Source organism: Micromonospora sp. NPDC051141 (genome assembly GCF_044455765.1).
Taxonomy (GTDB): Bacteria; Actinomycetota; Actinomycetes; order Mycobacteriales; family Micromonosporaceae; genus Micromonospora.
Genome location: NZ_JBITFD010000011.1, coordinates 86702 through 102237, shown reverse-complemented (window position 1 = coordinate 102237; position 15536 = coordinate 86702). Strand labels below are relative to the sequence as shown.

At 74.7% G+C, this 15536-nt stretch carries 16 protein-coding genes and 1 riboswitch; of the genes, 5 read left to right on the top strand and 11 right to left on the bottom strand.

What is annotated here, in order from left to right; all coding sequences use genetic code 11:
- Positions 1-64: 64 nt before the first annotated feature.
- A complete protein-coding gene (locus ACIA6B_RS21240) occupies positions 65-469 on the bottom strand; it encodes a hypothetical protein (RefSeq protein ID WP_396775617.1) in 405 nt (134 codons plus the stop codon).
- A 440-nt stretch (positions 470-909) separates the two neighbouring features.
- On the opposite strand from ACIA6B_RS21240, the gene ACIA6B_RS21235 reads away from it, so the two are divergent.
- Together ACIA6B_RS21235 and ACIA6B_RS21230 are read left to right on the top strand one after the other, a co-directional pair.
- Positions 910-1269, top strand: coding sequence for an STAS domain-containing protein (locus ACIA6B_RS21235; RefSeq protein WP_107155819.1), 360 nt, complete (start codon positions 910-912; stop codon positions 1267-1269).
- Between the two features lie 64 nt (positions 1270-1333).
- Positions 1334-1846: an SRPBCC family protein gene (locus ACIA6B_RS21230; protein ID WP_281937002.1), complete on the top strand. Its 513-nt coding sequence runs from the start codon at positions 1334-1336 to the stop codon at positions 1844-1846.
- Here the strand turns inward: ACIA6B_RS21230 and ACIA6B_RS21225 are convergent.
- The 5 genes from ACIA6B_RS21225 to ACIA6B_RS21205 all read right to left on the bottom strand — a co-directional run bounded on the left by ACIA6B_RS21225 (position 1740) and on the right by ACIA6B_RS21205 (position 7983).
- Complete coding sequence (locus ACIA6B_RS21225) at positions 1740-2300, bottom strand: hypothetical protein (protein WP_396775615.1); 561 nt, start codon at positions 2298-2300, stop codon at positions 1740-1742. The genes ACIA6B_RS21230 and ACIA6B_RS21225 overlap by 107 nt on opposite strands.
- 177 nt (positions 2301-2477) lie before the next feature.
- The gene (locus ACIA6B_RS21220; protein ID WP_396775613.1) at positions 2478-3554 is read right to left on the bottom strand and encodes a coiled-coil domain-containing protein; all 1077 of its coding nucleotides are present in this window, start codon (positions 3552-3554) and stop codon (positions 2478-2480) included.
- 4 nt (positions 3555-3558) lie between these two features.
- Positions 3559-3689, bottom strand: a riboswitch (cyclic di-AMP (ydaO/yuaA leader).
- 142 nt (positions 3690-3831) lie between these two features.
- Positions 3832-4746, bottom strand: a complete 915-nt coding sequence (locus tag ACIA6B_RS21215; protein ID WP_281936996.1) for a cation diffusion facilitator family transporter — start codon at positions 4744-4746, stop codon at positions 3832-3834.
- A 77-nt stretch (positions 4747-4823) separates the two neighbouring features.
- Complete coding sequence (locus ACIA6B_RS21210) at positions 4824-6941, bottom strand: HelD family protein (protein ID WP_396775611.1); 2118 nt, start codon at positions 6939-6941, stop codon at positions 4824-4826.
- Between the two features lie 115 nt (positions 6942-7056).
- Positions 7057-7983 carry an alpha/beta fold hydrolase gene (locus ACIA6B_RS21205; protein WP_396775609.1) on the bottom strand — a complete coding sequence of 309 codons (927 nt, stop codon included), beginning with the start codon at positions 7981-7983 and terminating at the stop codon, positions 7057-7059.
- Between the two features lie 153 nt (positions 7984-8136).
- On the opposite strand from ACIA6B_RS21205, the gene ACIA6B_RS21200 reads away from it, so the two are divergent.
- Positions 8137-8772 (top strand): carbonic anhydrase, encoded by a 636-nt coding sequence (locus ACIA6B_RS21200; RefSeq protein WP_396775607.1) that lies wholly within the window; start codon positions 8137-8139, stop codon positions 8770-8772.
- Between the two features lie 39 nt (positions 8773-8811).
- On the opposite strand, the gene ACIA6B_RS21195 is transcribed toward ACIA6B_RS21200, so the two are convergent.
- Complete coding sequence (locus ACIA6B_RS21195) at positions 8812-9141, bottom strand: hypothetical protein (protein ID WP_281936990.1); 330 nt, start codon at positions 9139-9141, stop codon at positions 8812-8814.
- 328 nt (positions 9142-9469) lie between these two features.
- Here ACIA6B_RS21195 and ACIA6B_RS21190 point away from each other — a divergent pair, with 328 nt between their 5' ends.
- Complete coding sequence (locus ACIA6B_RS21190) at positions 9470-9961, top strand: DUF3145 domain-containing protein (protein ID WP_107155828.1); 492 nt, start codon at positions 9470-9472, stop codon at positions 9959-9961.
- Between the two features lie 33 nt (positions 9962-9994).
- The gene (locus ACIA6B_RS21185; protein WP_396775604.1) at positions 9995-11725 is read left to right on the top strand and encodes a glycoside hydrolase family 3 protein; all 1731 of its coding nucleotides are present in this window, start codon (positions 9995-9997) and stop codon (positions 11723-11725) included.
- 89 nt (positions 11726-11814) lie between these two features.
- Here the strand turns inward: ACIA6B_RS21185 and fabF are convergent, their stop codons facing one another.
- From fabF to ACIA6B_RS21165, 4 genes are all read right to left on the bottom strand, one after another.
- Positions 11815-13041 carry a beta-ketoacyl-ACP synthase II gene (gene fabF, locus ACIA6B_RS21180; protein ID WP_396775603.1) on the bottom strand — a complete coding sequence of 409 codons (1227 nt, stop codon included), beginning with the start codon at positions 13039-13041 and terminating at the stop codon, positions 11815-11817.
- Positions 13042-13043: 2 nt separating this feature from the next.
- Positions 13044-13283, bottom strand: coding sequence for an acyl carrier protein (locus tag ACIA6B_RS21175; protein WP_013735281.1), 240 nt, complete (start codon positions 13281-13283; stop codon positions 13044-13046).
- A gap of 87 nt (positions 13284-13370) precedes the next feature.
- Positions 13371-14315: a beta-ketoacyl-ACP synthase III gene (locus ACIA6B_RS21170; protein WP_396775600.1), complete on the bottom strand. Its 945-nt coding sequence runs from the start codon at positions 14313-14315 to the stop codon at positions 13371-13373.
- Positions 14316-15488 (bottom strand): acyltransferase domain-containing protein, encoded by a 1173-nt coding sequence (locus tag ACIA6B_RS21165; protein WP_396775598.1) that lies wholly within the window; start codon positions 15486-15488, stop codon positions 14316-14318.
- Positions 15489-15536: the final 48 nt, after the last annotated feature.

The following is a 15536-nucleotide window of genomic DNA, read 5'->3' as shown; positions in this document are numbered from 1 at the left end:
CGCAACGGTGGCCGTCCCCTCGTCGGGGACGGCCACCGTTCGTCGTGTGCGGGTGCGGGTGCGGTCAGCCGTCCAGACCGGCGGGGGAGTTGGGGCGGTCGACGTCGACGAACTCGATCTCGTCGGTGGCACGCTCCCGGCTGCCGGCGGCGCGGGCGGCGGTGCCGGCGGCCCAGCCGATCGCCGCGCCGGCCAGGGCCGCCGCGATCAGCAGCGTCCACGGCAGTGCGGGCCGCCGGCCGGCGAGCGCGTCGAAGGCGAGGCCGGCCCGGCGGCGCGCCTCGTCGGCGGCGGAGCCGACCAGGTCGGTGGCCTCGTCGGCCAGGCCGGAGGAGCTGCGGCGCGCGACGCGGGTGGCGTCCCGCACGCTGTCACCGGCGGTTCCGACCGCGTCGAGCAGGTGCTGCCAGGCCTGGTCCGCGACCCGCTCGGGCTTGCTGCGGCGGTCCAACAGGCTGGATCCGAACATCGTTCTACCTCCTCGGGTGCCGAAGCCCGGCGGCCACGTCGGACTCCGGTGGTCATCCGGCGCGTCACGGTTCACTTCCCGGGGCAGTGCCCCGCCCGCTCCCGCGCCAAACCCCGGCCGCTCCGCCGGTCGAGCGACGGGGAACCGGACGGGGTGGGCGGAATCACCCGTACGCGCCGGGGACCGGGTGTGCCTGCGGGATGCGCGGGCCCGCTACCCTGGGTCGGCGGATCGGCCGACCCGGTCCGGTCGTTCGGCCGGTCGCTGGTCCGCGTCGAAGGGGAAATCGGAACCCGGAGGTGCGGTTTGGGCTCACCCAGGTGTGCCCAGTCCGCGAATTGCTCATCCCGGGGGGTGGCGACCGGGGCCGTTGGAGGAATACTCTCGGTCGCGGCCCGCGTACTGATGAGGCGCCCGTTGGGGCGAGTGGAGGTGCTCGCGTGAGCCTGTCGATCGTGAAATCGGTGCGTCCGGGTGGTGTCGTCCAGATCGCGCCCCGTGGGGAGATCGACGTCGACACCGCGTACGAGGTGCGGGAAGCGATCGCCGAGGTGCTGGCCAAGGCGCGTCCCGTCCGGATCGAGCTGAACATGCGGCTCGTCACGTTCATCGACTCGGTCGGCATCAGCGCGATGGTCGCCGGCTTCCAGACCTGCGAGGTCAGCGGCGTCAAGCTCGTGGTCACCGAGCCGAGCCGGTTCGTGCACCGGCAGCTCTGGGTGACCGGCCTGCTCGGTCTCTTCGGCGCGCCGGAGCCCTGGTTCGCCGATGAGGCTCCCGAGGTGCTCCCCGGCGCCTGAGCGCCACCCGCCCACGCACCGATCCTGCGTCCGGCCCCTCGCCGGCCGGGGGACCTTCGACCCGTTGCCAGGCCGGCCCCGGTACGGGACGATCGTCCGGACCCACGACGGCGAGGGGGACCGGTTGCAGAGCAGCGACAGCTTCAGCTACACCGTGCAGGCCCGGTGCAGCCGGGCGGACGCGGTGGCCCTGCTCGGCGACCTGAGCCGGCAGGGCGAGCTGCATCCGCTGATCGTGCGGGTCCGGCAGTTGCCGCCCCGGCCGGGCGCGCTGGCCAGCTTCGCGATCACCGACCGGCTGGAGCTCGGTCCGCTGCACTTCCCGGTCACCTACCAGGCGGACGTGCTGGTCGCCACCGAGGACGAGGTGGTCACCGTCGCCCGGCAGCAGCCGGCCACGACGGTGCGTAACCACACCCGGCTGCGCGACGAGCCCGACGGCGTGGTGCGGATCGACGTGGAGATCACGCTCACCGCGCCGGCACCGCTGTTCGGTTACGCGTTCCGCCAGGCACGGGCCGCTCACCTGGGCCTCGCCGCCCGCCTCGGCGCGACGCTGGAGGGCCGGCCCGCCTGATCCGCCCCCACGGCTTCCAGACGGACAGCACGGTGGCGATCAGCAGCAGCGTGGTGGAGACGGCCGGCGGCACCACCAGGTCGACCCGCAGGTGCGCGTCGGCTGCCCCGGCGAGCGCGCCGAGGTGCCGGATCCGGGGGGTCAGCAGGAGCAGCACCAGGCCGAGCATGACGGTGGTGAGCGCGATCTTCACCAGCACCCATCGCCAGCGCAGCAGGCCCCACGGAGTGAGCAGGGCGCTGGCGGTCCCGATCAGCCAGACCGCCACGCTCAGCGGTGCGAACAGCCAGGTGACCACCAGCGCCGCCGCCGGGTAGACCACGTCGGGATCGGCGCCCCGCAGCCCGGCGACGCCGAGCGCGAGCAGCGTCAGGTCGGTGCCGAGCCAGCCGAGCGAGGTGGCCAGGTGCGCGGTGAGCAGCGCCTTGCGGCCGGCGGGGGAGAGTCGTCTCATGTCCCGATCGTCGCCCCGGGGGGGGGGGGGGGGGGGGGGGGGGGGGGGGGGGGGGGGCCGGCGCGCGGCGGGGGGGGCCCCCCCCCCCCCCCCCCCCCCCCCCCCCCCCCCCCCCCCCCCCCCCCCCCCCCCCCCCCCCCCCCCCCGACACCCGGTGTACGTCGTGGGGCGTAGTGCTCAGTAGACCGACAGGTGCACGTGGTTGGTGTGGTCGCTGGACGGGTCGCCGTTGCCCCCGCTGTACGACTTCCAGCCGCTGCTGGGCAGCCAGATCTGCTTGAACCAGATCACGTAGAGCACGGCGAGCGGGTCGGCGTTGCGCACGAAGTACGCGGCCAGGTTGTTGCCGTACGTCCGGTCGCCGCCGCTGGCCACGCCGCCGAAGCCGCTCTTCTGGGCCGCGAAGTCGCAGGCCCGACCCTTCGGGTGCTCGCCGGAGCCGCTGGGTCGGTGGCAGGAGACGTACCTGGTGAAGCCGGCGGCCTGGGCCTGTTGCAGCGCGTGCAGCGTACGCGGGGTGATGCAGCCGCTGGCCGGCGTCGGGTCGTTGACGCTGCACGACTCGGCCGGCCAGGAGCCGTCGGAGTTGCGCTTGGCCGGCTTCGCGTTCGCGGTGGAGGTGCCCCGGATCCCGGTGCCGCCGCCGCTGCTGGCGGACGGCCGGTTGTTGGCCTCCTCCAGCGCCTGCTCGGCCTGCTCCTTGCGCTTGGCCATCACCGTGACCTGCTTGCGTTGCTCGCGGACCTCGCCGTCGAGCGCGGTACGGGTGCGGAGCGCCTCGTCGCGGGTGATGATCAGCTCGCGCAGCGTCCGGTCCTCGTGCGCGGCGACCGTCTCCAGGGCGGCGGCCCGGTCCATGAAGCCTTCCGGGCTGGTGCTGCCGAGCAGCGCCGCGGCGGTGCCCATCCGGCCGGTGCGGTACGCCACCTCGGCGATCTCACCGACCTTGGCGTTGCGCTCGACCAGCTCCGCGTCGATCGTCACGAGTCGTTCGTTGAGCTGCTTCTGCCGGGTCACCGACCGGGTCAGCGCGGCCTTGGCCTCCAGCCAGCCCTTGCTGGCGGCGTCGAGCTTGGCGCGCAGCGCCGGTGTGCCGCCCTCGTCGTCGTCACCGGGCGCGGCGGCGAGCCGGCCAGTCGGGGGCGCCGCCGAGGCGGGGGAGACCGGCGCCGTCACGAGGCCGAGGGCCAGCATCGCGACGAGCATGGCCGCCATCCGGGCGGCCGTCCGTCGTACAGGTGCCACTGGGGGCATTCACGTGTCCTTCCGTCAACCGCCGACCGGGTTAGCTGACGGGTTCGGGACGGAAGATCCCTACCGCTGACGCGGATGCACCCCACGTACGTGGTTCCCCGGCTCGCCCCGCGGGCGATTAGGCGACGGCCGCTCCGTCGGCGCCGGATGACGCCTGCGGGTCGGCCGCGACCGAGCCTACCGGCGTTGCCCGGGGTCGGCTCCGCCACCCGGAACCGAATACCGGGCAAAACCGGCATAAGCCAACAATAGCCACTCGAATTTAAGTCTGTCCTAACTACCAGCCGGTCGGGCCGCAGGCGCCGGCGGACGCTCCGGGTTCGATCTGCAACGTGGCGTGATCGATCGAGAAGTCCTCGTGCAGCGCGGCCCGGGCGGCGGCCAGCACGGTGGCGACCTCCGCGCCCGGATCGGTGGTCAGGTGCGCCGAGGCCACGTCCATGCCGGAGGTGAGCGTCCAGACGTGCAGGTCGTGCACCTCGGCCACGCCGGGCACGGCGGTCAGCCGGTCGTGCACGGCGGTCACCTGGAGGTGTTCCGGCGCGGCCTGCACCAGGATCCGCACCGCGGCCCGGCCGAGCCGCCAGGTGCGCGGCAGGATGAACAGGCCGATCGCCACCGCGACCAGCGGATCGGCCCACCACCAGTCGGTGACCGCGATGACCAGCGCGGCGCCGATCACGCCGAGCGAGCCGAGCAGGTCGCCCAGCACCTCCAGGTACGCGCCACGCAGGTTGATGCTCTCCTGGGCGCCGGAGCGCAGCAGCGCGAACGCGGCGATGTTGGCGAGCAGGCCGAGCACGGCCACCACCAGCATCGGCCCGGCGAGCACCTCCGGCGGCTCGCCGAACCGGCGTACCGCCTCGATCAGGACGTAGACCGCGACGGCGCCGAGCAGCACCGCGTTGGCCAGCGCGGCGAGCACCTCCAGCCGGTAGAGCCCGAACGTGCGTTGCGGGTCGGTCCGGGCGCGCCGGGTGGCGGTGATCGCCGCGAGCGCCATGCCGATGCCGAGCACGTCGGTGAACATGTGGCCGGCGTCGGAGAGCAGCGCGAGCGAACCGGTCGTGACGGCGGCCACCGCCTCGACCACCATCAACACGGCGAGCAGCGCGAACGCCGCCCAGAGCCGACCGGAGTGCCGGTGCGCCGCGTTGGCCACCGCGGCGCTGTGGTCATGACCTGCGCCCACGCACACACCCTCCCGCCCCGGGTCCCGGACGGACCCAATCTATGCTCACATCGCTATGTGTGCAAGTGACTGGGGCGTCAGCCCACCGGATCGAGCGTGGTCAGGCGCTGGGTGGCCCGGGACAGCGCGACGTAGAGCGTGCGGACACCCGAACCCGGGTCGGCCCGGATCTCGCTCGGCGCGACCAGCACCACCCCGTCGTACTCCATGCCCTTGGCCTGGAGGCTGGTGACCACCTGGAGCCGGCCCGCGTCGAGGTCGCCCAGCCAGCCGGCCACCTCGTCCCGGCGCGGCACCGGCGTGATCACGCCGACCGTGCCCTCCACCTCGGCCAGCAGCACCTGGACCGCCTCGACCGTGGCCGCCGGCAGCTCGGCCGCGGCCACCGTCCGCTCCACCGGTGGCACACCGGTGGAGCGCACCGCGACGGGCAGCGCCAGGTCCGGATACCGCCGGCGGATCTCCGCCGCCGCCACCGCGAAGATCTCCGCCGAGTTGCGGTAGTTGGTGGTCAGCTCGAAGCGACGCCGGGGCCGCCGCCCCAGCGCCTGGTCACGCGCCCGGTCCAGCTCCTGCGGATCGCCGGTCCAGGCGGTCTGCGCCGGATCGCCGACCACGGTCCACGAGGCCAGCCGGCCGCGCCGACCGACCATCCGCCACTGCATCGGCGAGACGTCCTGCGACTCGTCCACCACCACGTGGGCGAAGTCGCGGTAGTCCACCGGGCGCTCCCGGGCGGCGGCCCGGGCCGCGCGCTGCCGATCGGCGTACGTGCTCAGCTCGCGCACGCCGCCGGCCAACTGGTACGGGTCCCGCTTCGGCTTCGCCCGCCGCACCGGCGTGCCGAGCAGCGCGTCCAGCTCGTCCAGCAGCGCGACGTCGGCGACGGTCAACCCGTCGGTGTCCAGCGTCCGGTACGCGTCGGTGAGCAGCCGGATCTCGGCCGCGGAAAGGACCCCGCCGGCGTACCGGCGCAGCCGCTCGGGCCGGGCCAGCCAGCCCAGCACGTGACGCGGGTGCAGCCGGGGCCACCAGGCCTTGAGGAACTCGCGGAACTCCGGCCGCTCGATGATCTCGTCCTCGAACGCGGGCTGCTCCGGCAGCCGGCCCACCCGCAGCGTCCGGGCCTGCGCGTAGAGCGCGGCGAGCACGGCGTCGAACGCGGCCCGACGCACCTCGTTGCGACGCGCGCCCCGGGTCAGCGTGCGGTCCCGCACCGTGTCCAGCGCCGGCCGGTCCAGCCGCAGCAGCTCACCGCGGTAGAGCAGGCGCAGCTCGGCCGGCGAGTCCGGCACCGCGTCCCGCGCGGCGCGTTCCAGCACCCTCCGCATCCGCAGCGAACCCTTCACGGCCGCCACCTCCGGCGGGTCGGTCCGGGTCGCCGACAGGCCCGGGAACAGCGACCCGAGCGAGTGCAGCGTGGCGGTCTCCTCGCCGAGCGAGGGCAGCACCGAGGCGATGTACTCGACGAACACGCCGGACGGGCCGATCACCAGGATGCCGCCGCCGGCGTACCGGGCCCGGTCGGAGTAGAGCAGGTACGCGGCCCGGTGCAGCGCCACCGCCGTCTTGCCGGTGCCCGGGCCGCCGGAGACGATCGTGACGCCGCTGCCGGGGGACCGGATCGCCTCGTCCTGCTCCCGCTGGATGGTGGCGACGATGTCCCGCATCCCGCGACCGGTGGCCCGGGACAACGTGGCCAGCAGCGCGCCGTCCCCGACCACCGCCATGTCCGCCGGCGCGGCCTCCGGGTCCAGCAGGTCGTCCTCGATCCGGGTGACCCGCTCGGCGGCCGACTGGATCGTGCGCCGGCGCACCACGCCGCGCGGCTCGGCGGGCGTGGCCTGGTAGAACGCGGCGGCGGCGGGCGCCCGCCAGTCCACCACCAGCGTCTCCGCGTCGTCGGCGCGCACCCCGAGCCGGCCCACGTGCAGCACCTGCCCGGTGCGCAGGTCCAGCCGCCCGAAGACCAGCCCCTCGTGCTCGGCGTCCAGCACGTGCCGGCGCTGCGCGGCGTGGAAGACCATCGCGTCCCGCTCGACCAGCGCGCCGAACGTGCCGACCCGGGCCAGCCGGTAGCCCTCCCGCTCGGCGTCGGCCGCGGACCGGCGCAGTTCGGCCAGCCGGGCGTACACCCGGTCGAGATGCCGCTGCTCGGCGGCGATCTCCCGGTCCAGCGTGGTCTGGTCGGTCAACGGGGTGCTCCTGTGGTCGGACGGCACGACGGGCTGAATGAGGGTACGGGCCGCCGGCAAGCCGCACGTCGGGGCCTGCCTCCGCGCCGGCCCGGACCGGCGCCGGGACCGTCCGTCAGGCCGCGGCCGGGCCCGGCACCGCGATGCCGGCCAGCACCCGGCGCAGCACCCCGGCCACGGCGGCGTTCACCACGTCGGGCCGTTCCATCATCAGCATGTGACCCGCGCCGGGGCAGACGGTCAGCTCCGCGGTGGGCAGTGCCGCCGCGATCGACTCGGCGCAGGGCGGCGGCGTGAGCCGGTCCCGGTCGCCGACCAGCGCGGCGGCCGGCAACCCGCCCAACGCGGCCAACGTCTCCAGCCGGTGCTGGGCGCCGATCGAGGCGCGGAACCCACCGATCGAGCGCAGCGTGGCGCGCGCCACCGCGGAGGTGACCAGCCGGATGTCCGCCGGGTCGCAGCGGTCGCCGAACAACATCCAGCGGATGCTCGGCCGCAGCGCGCGCAGCAACGCGTACGGCGGACGCCAGCCGCCGCAGCGGGCCAGCACCCCGGCGCCGGTGGTCTCGGCCAGCCGGATCAGCCGGGCGATCCGGGGCGAGAGCCCGTAGACGGTGTGCGTGTGCCCCTCGGCGGTGGTCGAGACGAAGACCAGGCCGGCGGCGCGCTCGGCGAACCGGTCGGGGTGGCGGTGCGCGTACTCCATCACCGTCATGCCGCCCATCGAGTGCCCGACCAGCACCACCGGGCCGGACGCGGCGAACTCGTCGACCACCGCGGCCAGGTCGTCGCCGAGCTGGGCCAGCGTCGCGTCGCGCAGCGTCAGGCAGCTCGACCGACCGTGACCACGCGCGTCGTAGGCGACCACCCGGACCCGCTCGCCGAAGCGGTCCCGCAGGTCGGCGAGCTGCCGGTGCCAGCTCCGCCCGTCCAGCGTCCAGCCGTGCAGCATGACCACTGTGACGTCGGCGTCGGCCGGCCCCGTCACCGTGACGTGCAGGCGTACGTCGTCGGAAAGCCGCAGCTCCTGGTGCTCCGACATGGTCCACCTCCCCCGGGCCGCCCGGTGTCCGGCCACCGGGGCGTTACCCGGTGGTGACACCGGCGTTACCCGCCATGACACCACGGCAACCGGGCCGGTGAGAAGATTCGCCGTCCGCTCCCGTGCGGTCCGATCGGTGCGCAGGCTGGAGGCATGCCGTCCCCGCCCGCCGCCCGGAGCCCCCGGGCCGCCCTGGCCGAGCTGCTCACCGGCAACCGCCGCTTCGTCAGCGGCCAACCGCTGCACGGCCACGACGTGACCGCCGCCGCGGCGGTGGCCTCCGGCGACCAGCAGCCCTACGCGGTGGTGCTGGGCTGCATCGACTCCCGGGTGCCGCTGGAGGCGATCTTCGACCAGACGTTCGGCTCGATCTGCGTGATCCGCACCGGCGCGCACGTGCTCGACCGCGCGGTCTGCGGCTCGATCGAGTACGTGGTGGGCCAGCTCGGCGTACGCCTGGTGATGGTGCTCGGCCACGAGCGCTGCGGCGCGGTGGGCTCGACCGTCGACGCGGTGCGCACCGGGCGGCGGCCCGGCGGCGCGCTGGGGTACGTGGTGGACCGGATCACCCCGGCGGTGCGGGAGGTCGGCGTGGCGGACCCGGCCGTCCACCCGCTGGCGATCCGCCGGCACGTGCGGCGCACGGTGGCCGCGCTGCGCGCCGACGACCTGCTCGCCGGCCGGGTCGCCACCGGTGAGCTGGCCGTGGTGGGCGCGCTCTACGACCTGGCCACCGGTGAGGTCACGCTGCTGCCGGCGGAGGAGACACGGAACCGCCCGCCGGGGTGATCCCCGACGGGCGGTCGCGGTGGTGCGGGTGAGGGCGGCTCAGCCCTCGAAGACACCGGCCTCGACGAGACGCTTCTCGGTCGCGTCCCAGCCGTGGTCCGGGTAGGACGCGGCCAGGCCGTTGATCTCGGCGCGGATCTTGGCGGCGTGGCCGGCGGCGGCCAGCGTCCGGATCTCCTCGACGAAGGCGTCGGAGTCGGTGCGCAGGTGCGCGGTCTTGCCGTTGGTCAGGTTGCGCACGTACGCGTGCTTGCCGCCGTTGAGCGGGATCAGGTACTTGAACTCGCCCAGCACGCTGAGGGCGCCACCCTGGCCAGCCTGGCCGGCCCGGACTGACGCGCGCGCGGTCTTAGAGGTGTTGCTCGCCACGGAGGTACTCCTTGCAGACGTACGGTGGGGACGGGAACCGTCCGGGGGCTGTGCGAGTGACGCCCGGGTTTGAGCGCCGGCCCGCGAAGACGTGCGGCGGCACAGAACCGCCCAGAGAACTGTACACGAACGCGACGCCTGGCTGGTGGTCGCGCCGTCACCGGGACACAACCGGGTCGCCCACCCGGGTATTTCCGGCCGGCCGACCGCGGCGAATTTTCCGATTCGCTGGCGCACCACCTGTCACAGCGGTCATCATGTGTGCCAGGGGCCACTCGGGTGACGAGGTCGTAGGGGAAGACGCACCTCGGCTCACCGGGAGGTCACCGTGCCAACGCGTGGCGTCGTATACGTCCACTCGACCCCGCTCGCCGTGTGCTCGCACGTCGAGTGGGCGATCGCGCGCGTCCTCGCCGCGCCGGTCAACCTGCACTGGACGGGGCAGCCCGTCGACCCCGGCGCGCGGCGCGCCGAGTGCGGCTGGACCGGCAGCCCGGGGACGGGCGCCGAGCTGGCCGCTGCCCTCCGGCAGTGGCCCATGATCCGTTTCGAGGTGACCGAAGAGCCCAGTCCCGGCGCCGACGGCGAGCGCTTCATGTACGTCCCCGGCCGGGGCCTGTTCCGGGCCACCGTCGGCGCGGCCGGCGACATCCAGCTCGGCGAGGACCGGCTGCGTACCCTGATGGCCGCCGCCCGCGCCCCGGAGGCCCTCGCGCACGCCCTCGACAAGGCGCTCGGCACCGCCTGGGACGCCGAGCTGGAGCCCTACCGGTACGCCGGCGACGGCGCGCCGGTGACGCTGCTCACCCGGGTGGGGTGACGTCGGTCGAGTTGCCCCGATACGGTGGGGCCCGTGTCGATTCCCCCGCGACGTTCCGCCGTCGCGCTCGCCGCACTGACCGCGCTGGTCCTCACCGGCTGCTCGGACGGGCCGGACCGGCCCCGGCCGACGCCGTCGACAGCGACGCCGTCGGCGGGCGCGAGCGCGTCGGGGTCCACCGACCCGGCCGCCGTCGACCCGGCCGCCCGGGCCGCCGCGCTCGTCGCCACGCTCTCCGACGAGGACCTGGTCGGCCAGGTGCTGATGCCGTACGCGTACGGCAGCTCGGCCACCCAGGTCTCCGCCGGCTCGGCCGCCGGCAACCGGGCGCTGGCCGGTGTCGACACCCCCGCCGAGATGGTGGCGAAGTACCGCCTCGGCGGCGTGATCCTGGTCGGCTTCAGCGCCGACGACCCGACCTCGGGCAACCAGGAGACCACCAACGTCGACAACCCGAAGCAGGTCCGCACGCTGACCGACGGGCTGCGCGCCGCCGCCGGCAAGCTGCCCGCCGGCGCCGCGCCGTTCCTGGTCGGCACCGACCAGGAGTACGGCGTGGTCACCCGGATCACCGACGGGGTGACCCAACTGCCCAGCCCGCTCGCCGCCGGCGCGGCCGGCAACCCGGCGCTGACCGAGGCCGCCTGGCGGGCCGCCGGGGCCGAGCTGGCCGCGATGGGGATCAACCTGGACTTCGCGCCGGTCGCCGACGTGCTGGCCACCCGCAGCACGGTGATCGGCTCCCGGTCCTTCGGCGCCACCCCGGCCACCGCGTCGCCCCAGGTGGCCGGCGCGGTCCGCGGCCTCCAGGCCGAGGGCGTCGGCGCGGCGGTCAAGCACTTCCCCGGGCACGGCCTGAGCGCCGCCGACTCGCACACCGAACTGCCGGTGGTCGGGCAGTCCCGGGCCGTGCTGGACCGCACCGCGTTCCCGCCGTTCCGCGCCGGGATCGACGCCGGCGCCATGGCGGTGATGTCCGCCCACCTGAACGTCACGGCGGTCGACCCGGGCACCCCGGCCACGTTCTCCCGCAAGCTGCTCACCGACGTGCTCCGCGGCCAGCTCGGCTTCCGGGGGGTGGTGATCACCGACGGGATGAACATGGCGCCGGCGAAGAAGTGGTCGCCCGGCGAGGCGGCGGTCCGCGCGCTCAACGCCGGCAACGACCTCATCCTGATGACCCCGAACGTGGGCCAGGCGTACGACGGGCTGCGCGCCGCGCTGACGGACGGCTCGCTGCCCCGCACCCGCCTGGTCGAGGCGGTCACCCGGGTGCTCACCATGAAGTTCCGGCTGGCCGGGCACCCGCAGCCGGCGCTGTCGACGCTGGACGCCCCCGAGCACCGCAAGGCCGCCGCCGACCTGGCCGCCGCCGCGGTGACCGTGCTGCGCGGCACGTGCGGCGGTGCGGTGACCGGGCCGGTCCGGGTCACCTCCTCCGGCGGCCGGGACCGCACCCGGGCCCTGCTGACCGAGGCGCTCACCGCCGCCGGGGTCAAGGTGGTGTCCTCCGGCGGCACCGTCGTGCACCTCGTCGGGTACGGCGACGGCACGAAGGACCTGAGCGCCGACGCGGCGGTGACGGTGGCGATGGACACGCCGTACGTGCTGGCCGGAGCGAAGTCGCCGACGGTGCTGGCGACCTACTCGTCTACCCGGGCCTCGATGACCGCGTTGGCCGCGGTGCTCGCCGGCAAGGCCCGCCCCACCGGCCGCGCCCCGGTCCCGGTCCCCGGCCTGCCCGCCACCACCTGCAAGGTGTAAGGAGGGACCCCCGGTTGACTCCTGCGGTAGAGAAGGGGCCCCCTCTCACACTCACGTGTTGAGAAGGGGCCCTTCCTTGCAGACCTGGTTCAGGGGCGGGTGAAGACCAGCGCCACGTTGTGCCCGCCGAAGCCGAACGCGTTGTTCAGCGCGGCCGGGATCTCCAGGTGCCGGGCCTTGTGCGCGGCCACCTCCAGGCTGAGACCGTCGTCCGGGTCGTCCAGGTTGACCGTGGGCGGCACGACCCCGTCCCGGATGGCCAGGATGGTGGCGATCGACTCCAACGCGCCGGCCGCGCCGAGCAGGTGCCCGGTCATCGACTTGGTGGCGGTGAGCAGCGGGTGGTCGCCGATCGCCTCGCGCAGCGCGCCGATCTCCAGCATGTCGCCGACCGGCGTGGAGGTGGCGTGCGCGTTGACGTGCACGATGTCCCGTCCGGCCATGTCCGCGTCGGCGAGCGCCCGGGTGATGGCCCGGATCGCGCCCTCGCCCTCCGGGTGCGGCTGCACCATGTCGTACGCGTCGGAGGTGACCCCGGCGCCGGCCAGGCGCGCGTAGACGCGGGCGCCGCGGGCGGCGGCGTGGTCGGCGCGCTCCAGCACCAGCACGCCCGCGCCCTCGCCGAGCACGAAGCCGTCCCGGGACTTGTCCCACGGTCGGGACGCCTTCTCCGGCTCGTCGTTGCGGGTCGACATGGCCCGCATCGAGGCGAAGCCGGCGATCGGCAGCGGGTGGATGACCGCCTCGGTGCCGCCGACCACCACCACGTCGGCGCGGCCGGCACGGATGATGTCCAGCCCCAGCGAGATCGCCTCCGCGCCGGTCGCGCAGGCGCTGGCCACCGAGTGCACCCCGGCCTTGGCGCCCAGTTCCAGCCCGACCCAGGCGGCCGGGCCGTTCGGCATCAGCATCGGCACCGTGTGCGGGGAGACCCGTCGCGGTCCGGACGCCTCCAGGATGTCGTCCTGGGCGAGCAGGGTGGTGGCGCCGCCGATGCCCGAGCCGACGCTGACGGCCAGCCGTTCCGGGTCCGGCCCGGCGTCGGCCAGCCCGGCGTCCGCCCAGGCCTCCCGCGCGGCGATGAGGGCGATCGCCTGGGAGCGGTCCAGCCGGCGCAGCTTCACGCGGTCCAGCACCTCGGCCGGGTCCACGGCCAGTTGGGCGGCGATCCGGACGGGCAGTTGCCCGGCCCACTCCTGGGTGAGCGCACTCACCCCGGAGCGGCCGGTCAGCATGGCGTCCCAGGTCGACGCGACGTCCCCGCCGAGCGGGGTCGTCGCGCCGAGCCCGGTGACGACGACGTCGGGGCGACTCATGATCAGGACTGCGCCTCGATGTAGCTGACCGCGTCCCCGACGGTCTTCAGGTTCTGCACCTCGTTGTCCGGGATCTTGACGCCGAACTTCTCCTCGGCCGCCACCACGACCTCCACCATGGAGAGCGAGTCGACGTCGAGGTCGTCGGTGAAGGACTTCCCCTCGGCCACGTCGTCCGGGCTCACCCCGGCAACCTCTTCGAGGATCTCGGCGAGGCCGGCGGTGATCTCGTCACGGGTCATTGCGGTTGGTTCCTCTCATCGGGGTTTTCTCGGCGGCCGGCGACGCCGGTCACCGCACCTGGAGCGCGTTCGCGCCCGAGGGGGTCATCAGGGGCAGCGCACGACCTGACCGGCGTAGGTCAGGCCGCCGCCGAAGCCGAACAGCAGCACCGGGGCGCCCGCGGGCACCTCGCGTCGCTCGACCAGCTTCGACAGGGCCAGCGGAATGCTCGCCGCCGACGTGTTGCCGGACTCGACGATGTCCTTGGCGATGATCGCGTCCGGGATGTTCAGCCGCTTGGCGATGCCGTCGATGATCCGCGCGTTGGCCTGGTGCGGCACGAACGCGGCCAGCTCCGACGGGGCCACCCCGGCCCGCTCGCAGGCCTGGAGCGCCAGCGGGGCCAGCGCGGTGGTGGCCCAGCGGAACACCGACTGCCCCTCCTGCGCGATGTACGGACGCCAGCCCTCGATCCGCACCGCGTCGCTCTTCTCCGGCGCGGAGCCCCACACCACCGGCCCGATCCCGGTCGGCTCGTCGTCGGCGGTCGCGGTGACCACCGCCGCGCCGGCCCCGTCGCCGAAGATGATGCAGGTCGACCGGTCGGTCCAGTCGGTCACGTCGGAGAGCTTCTCCGCGCCGATCACCAGCGCGTTGCGCGCCGCGCCGGCCCGGATCGCGTGGTCCACCGTGCCGAGCGCGTACGCGAAACCGGAGCAGGCCGTGTTGAGGTCGTACGCCGCCGGCGCGTTGACGCCCAGCTTCGCGGCGACCCGGCAGGCCACGTTCGGGCTGCGGTCCACCGACGTGCAGGTCGCCACCACGACGAGGTCGATGTCGGCGGCGGTGAGGCCGGAGCTGGCCAGCGCCTTGCCGGCGGCGGCGGTGGCCATGTCGGCCACGGTCTCCTCACCGGCGATCCGCCGGGTGGCGATGCCGACCCGGTCCCGGATCCACTCGTCGTTGGTGTCGACGAACTGTGCGAGCTCGTCGTTGGTGACCACGCGGGAGGGCTGGTAGTGCCCCATCGCGGCGATCCGGCTGCCGGCCATTTAGTGCGATCCTCCGATGCGGACGAGGGGCTGGCCCGGGGCGACCGGGTCGTCGTGGTGCGCGAGCCACTCGGTGAGCAGCCCGCTGTCGTGCGCGGTCACCTCGACCCGCCCCTGCCGGGCGGCGACGTGGCCGACGACCTGGCCGGCGTGCACACCGGCGCCCTCGGTCAGCTCGGTCACCGGCGTGAAGACGCCGGCGGCGGGGGAGACCACCACCCGGAAACCGGACGCCGGCGGGCGGGCGACGCCGCCACCGCCGTGCCGGGCGATCAGGCTCCGGGCGGCGGGCAGGTCGTCGGGCGTGTTCAGGGTGACGATCTCCGGTGCCCCGTCCCCCTTCAGCTCCCGCTTGACCAGGCCGGCCAGCGTGCCGGCCGGCGGCAGTTCGACCACGCCGGTGACGCCGAGGTCGACCAGGGAGCGCATGCACAGGTCCCAGCGGACCGGGGCGGTCACCTGCCGGACCAGCCGCTGCACCGCCTCCCGGCCGTACCCGACCGGGGCGCCGTCGAGGTTGGACAGCAGGACGCGGGCCGGGTCGGCCACGGTGACGCCGCCGGCCACGGCGGCCAGCGCGGTCTCGGCCGGGGCCATGTACGGGGTGTGGAACGCGCCGGCCACCTTGAGCCGGATGACCCGCGCCCGGGTCGGCGGTTCGACGGCGAGCTTCTCCAGCCCGGCGATCGCACCGGCGGCGACGATCTGGCCGGCGCCGTTGCGGTTGGCCGGGTGCAGGCCGTGCGTCTCCAGCGCGGCGAGCACCTCGTCCGGGTCGCCGCCGAGCACGGCGGCCATGCCGGTCGGCTCCAGCGCGCAGGCGGCGGCCATCTCCCGGCCGCGGACGCCGGCGAGCGTCACGGCCGCCTCGGCGGGCAGCACGCCGGCCAGCGCGGCGGCGCCCAGCTCGCCGACGCTGTGCCCGGCGACCACCCGGACGTCGTGCATCGGCAGGTGCTCGGCGGCGAGCAGCGCGGCGGCGACCAGCAGCGGCTGGGTGCGGGCGGTGTCCTTGATCTCGTCCGCGTCCGCCTCGGTGCCGAGGTGGATCAGGTCGACCCCGGCCAGCGCCGACCACCAGCGCAGGCGCGCCTCGGCGCCGGCGAGGTCGAGCCATGGGTTCAGGAAACCGGGCTTCTGTGAACCCTGTCCGGGGGAGAGTACGGCGAGCACGTGTACGACTCTGACGGATACTCGCGGGTCGCGCTGTAACGCACGGCA

What these genes read in the sequence shown, in the direction of transcription:
- ACIA6B_RS21240 (WP_396775617.1), bottom strand. Translation starts at nt 469, where the DNA reads ATGTTCGGATCCAGCCTGTTGGACCGCCGCAGCAAGCCCGAGCGGGTC.
- ACIA6B_RS21225 (WP_396775615.1), bottom strand. Translation starts at nt 2,300, where the DNA reads ATGAGACGACTCTCCCCCGCCGGCCGCAAGGCGCTGCTCACCGCGCAC.
- ACIA6B_RS21220 (WP_396775613.1), bottom strand. Translation starts at nt 3,554, where the DNA reads ATGCCCCCAGTGGCACCTGTACGACGGACGGCCGCCCGGATGGCGGCC.
- ACIA6B_RS21205 (WP_396775609.1), bottom strand. Translation starts at nt 7,983, where the DNA reads ATGTCGGAGCACCAGGAGCTGCGGCTTTCCGACGACGTACGCCTGCAC.
- ACIA6B_RS21200 (WP_396775607.1), top strand. Translation starts at nt 8,137, where the DNA reads ATGCCGTCCCCGCCCGCCGCCCGGAGCCCCCGGGCCGCCCTGGCCGAG.
- fabF (WP_396775603.1), bottom strand. Translation starts at nt 13,041, where the DNA reads ATGAGTCGCCCCGACGTCGTCGTCACCGGGCTCGGCGCGACGACCCCG.
- ACIA6B_RS21175 (WP_013735281.1), bottom strand. Translation starts at nt 13,283, where the DNA reads ATGACCCGTGACGAGATCACCGCCGGCCTCGCCGAGATCCTCGAAGAG.
- ACIA6B_RS21170 (WP_396775600.1), bottom strand. Translation starts at nt 14,315, where the DNA reads ATGGCCGGCAGCCGGATCGCCGCGATGGGGCACTACCAGCCCTCCCGC.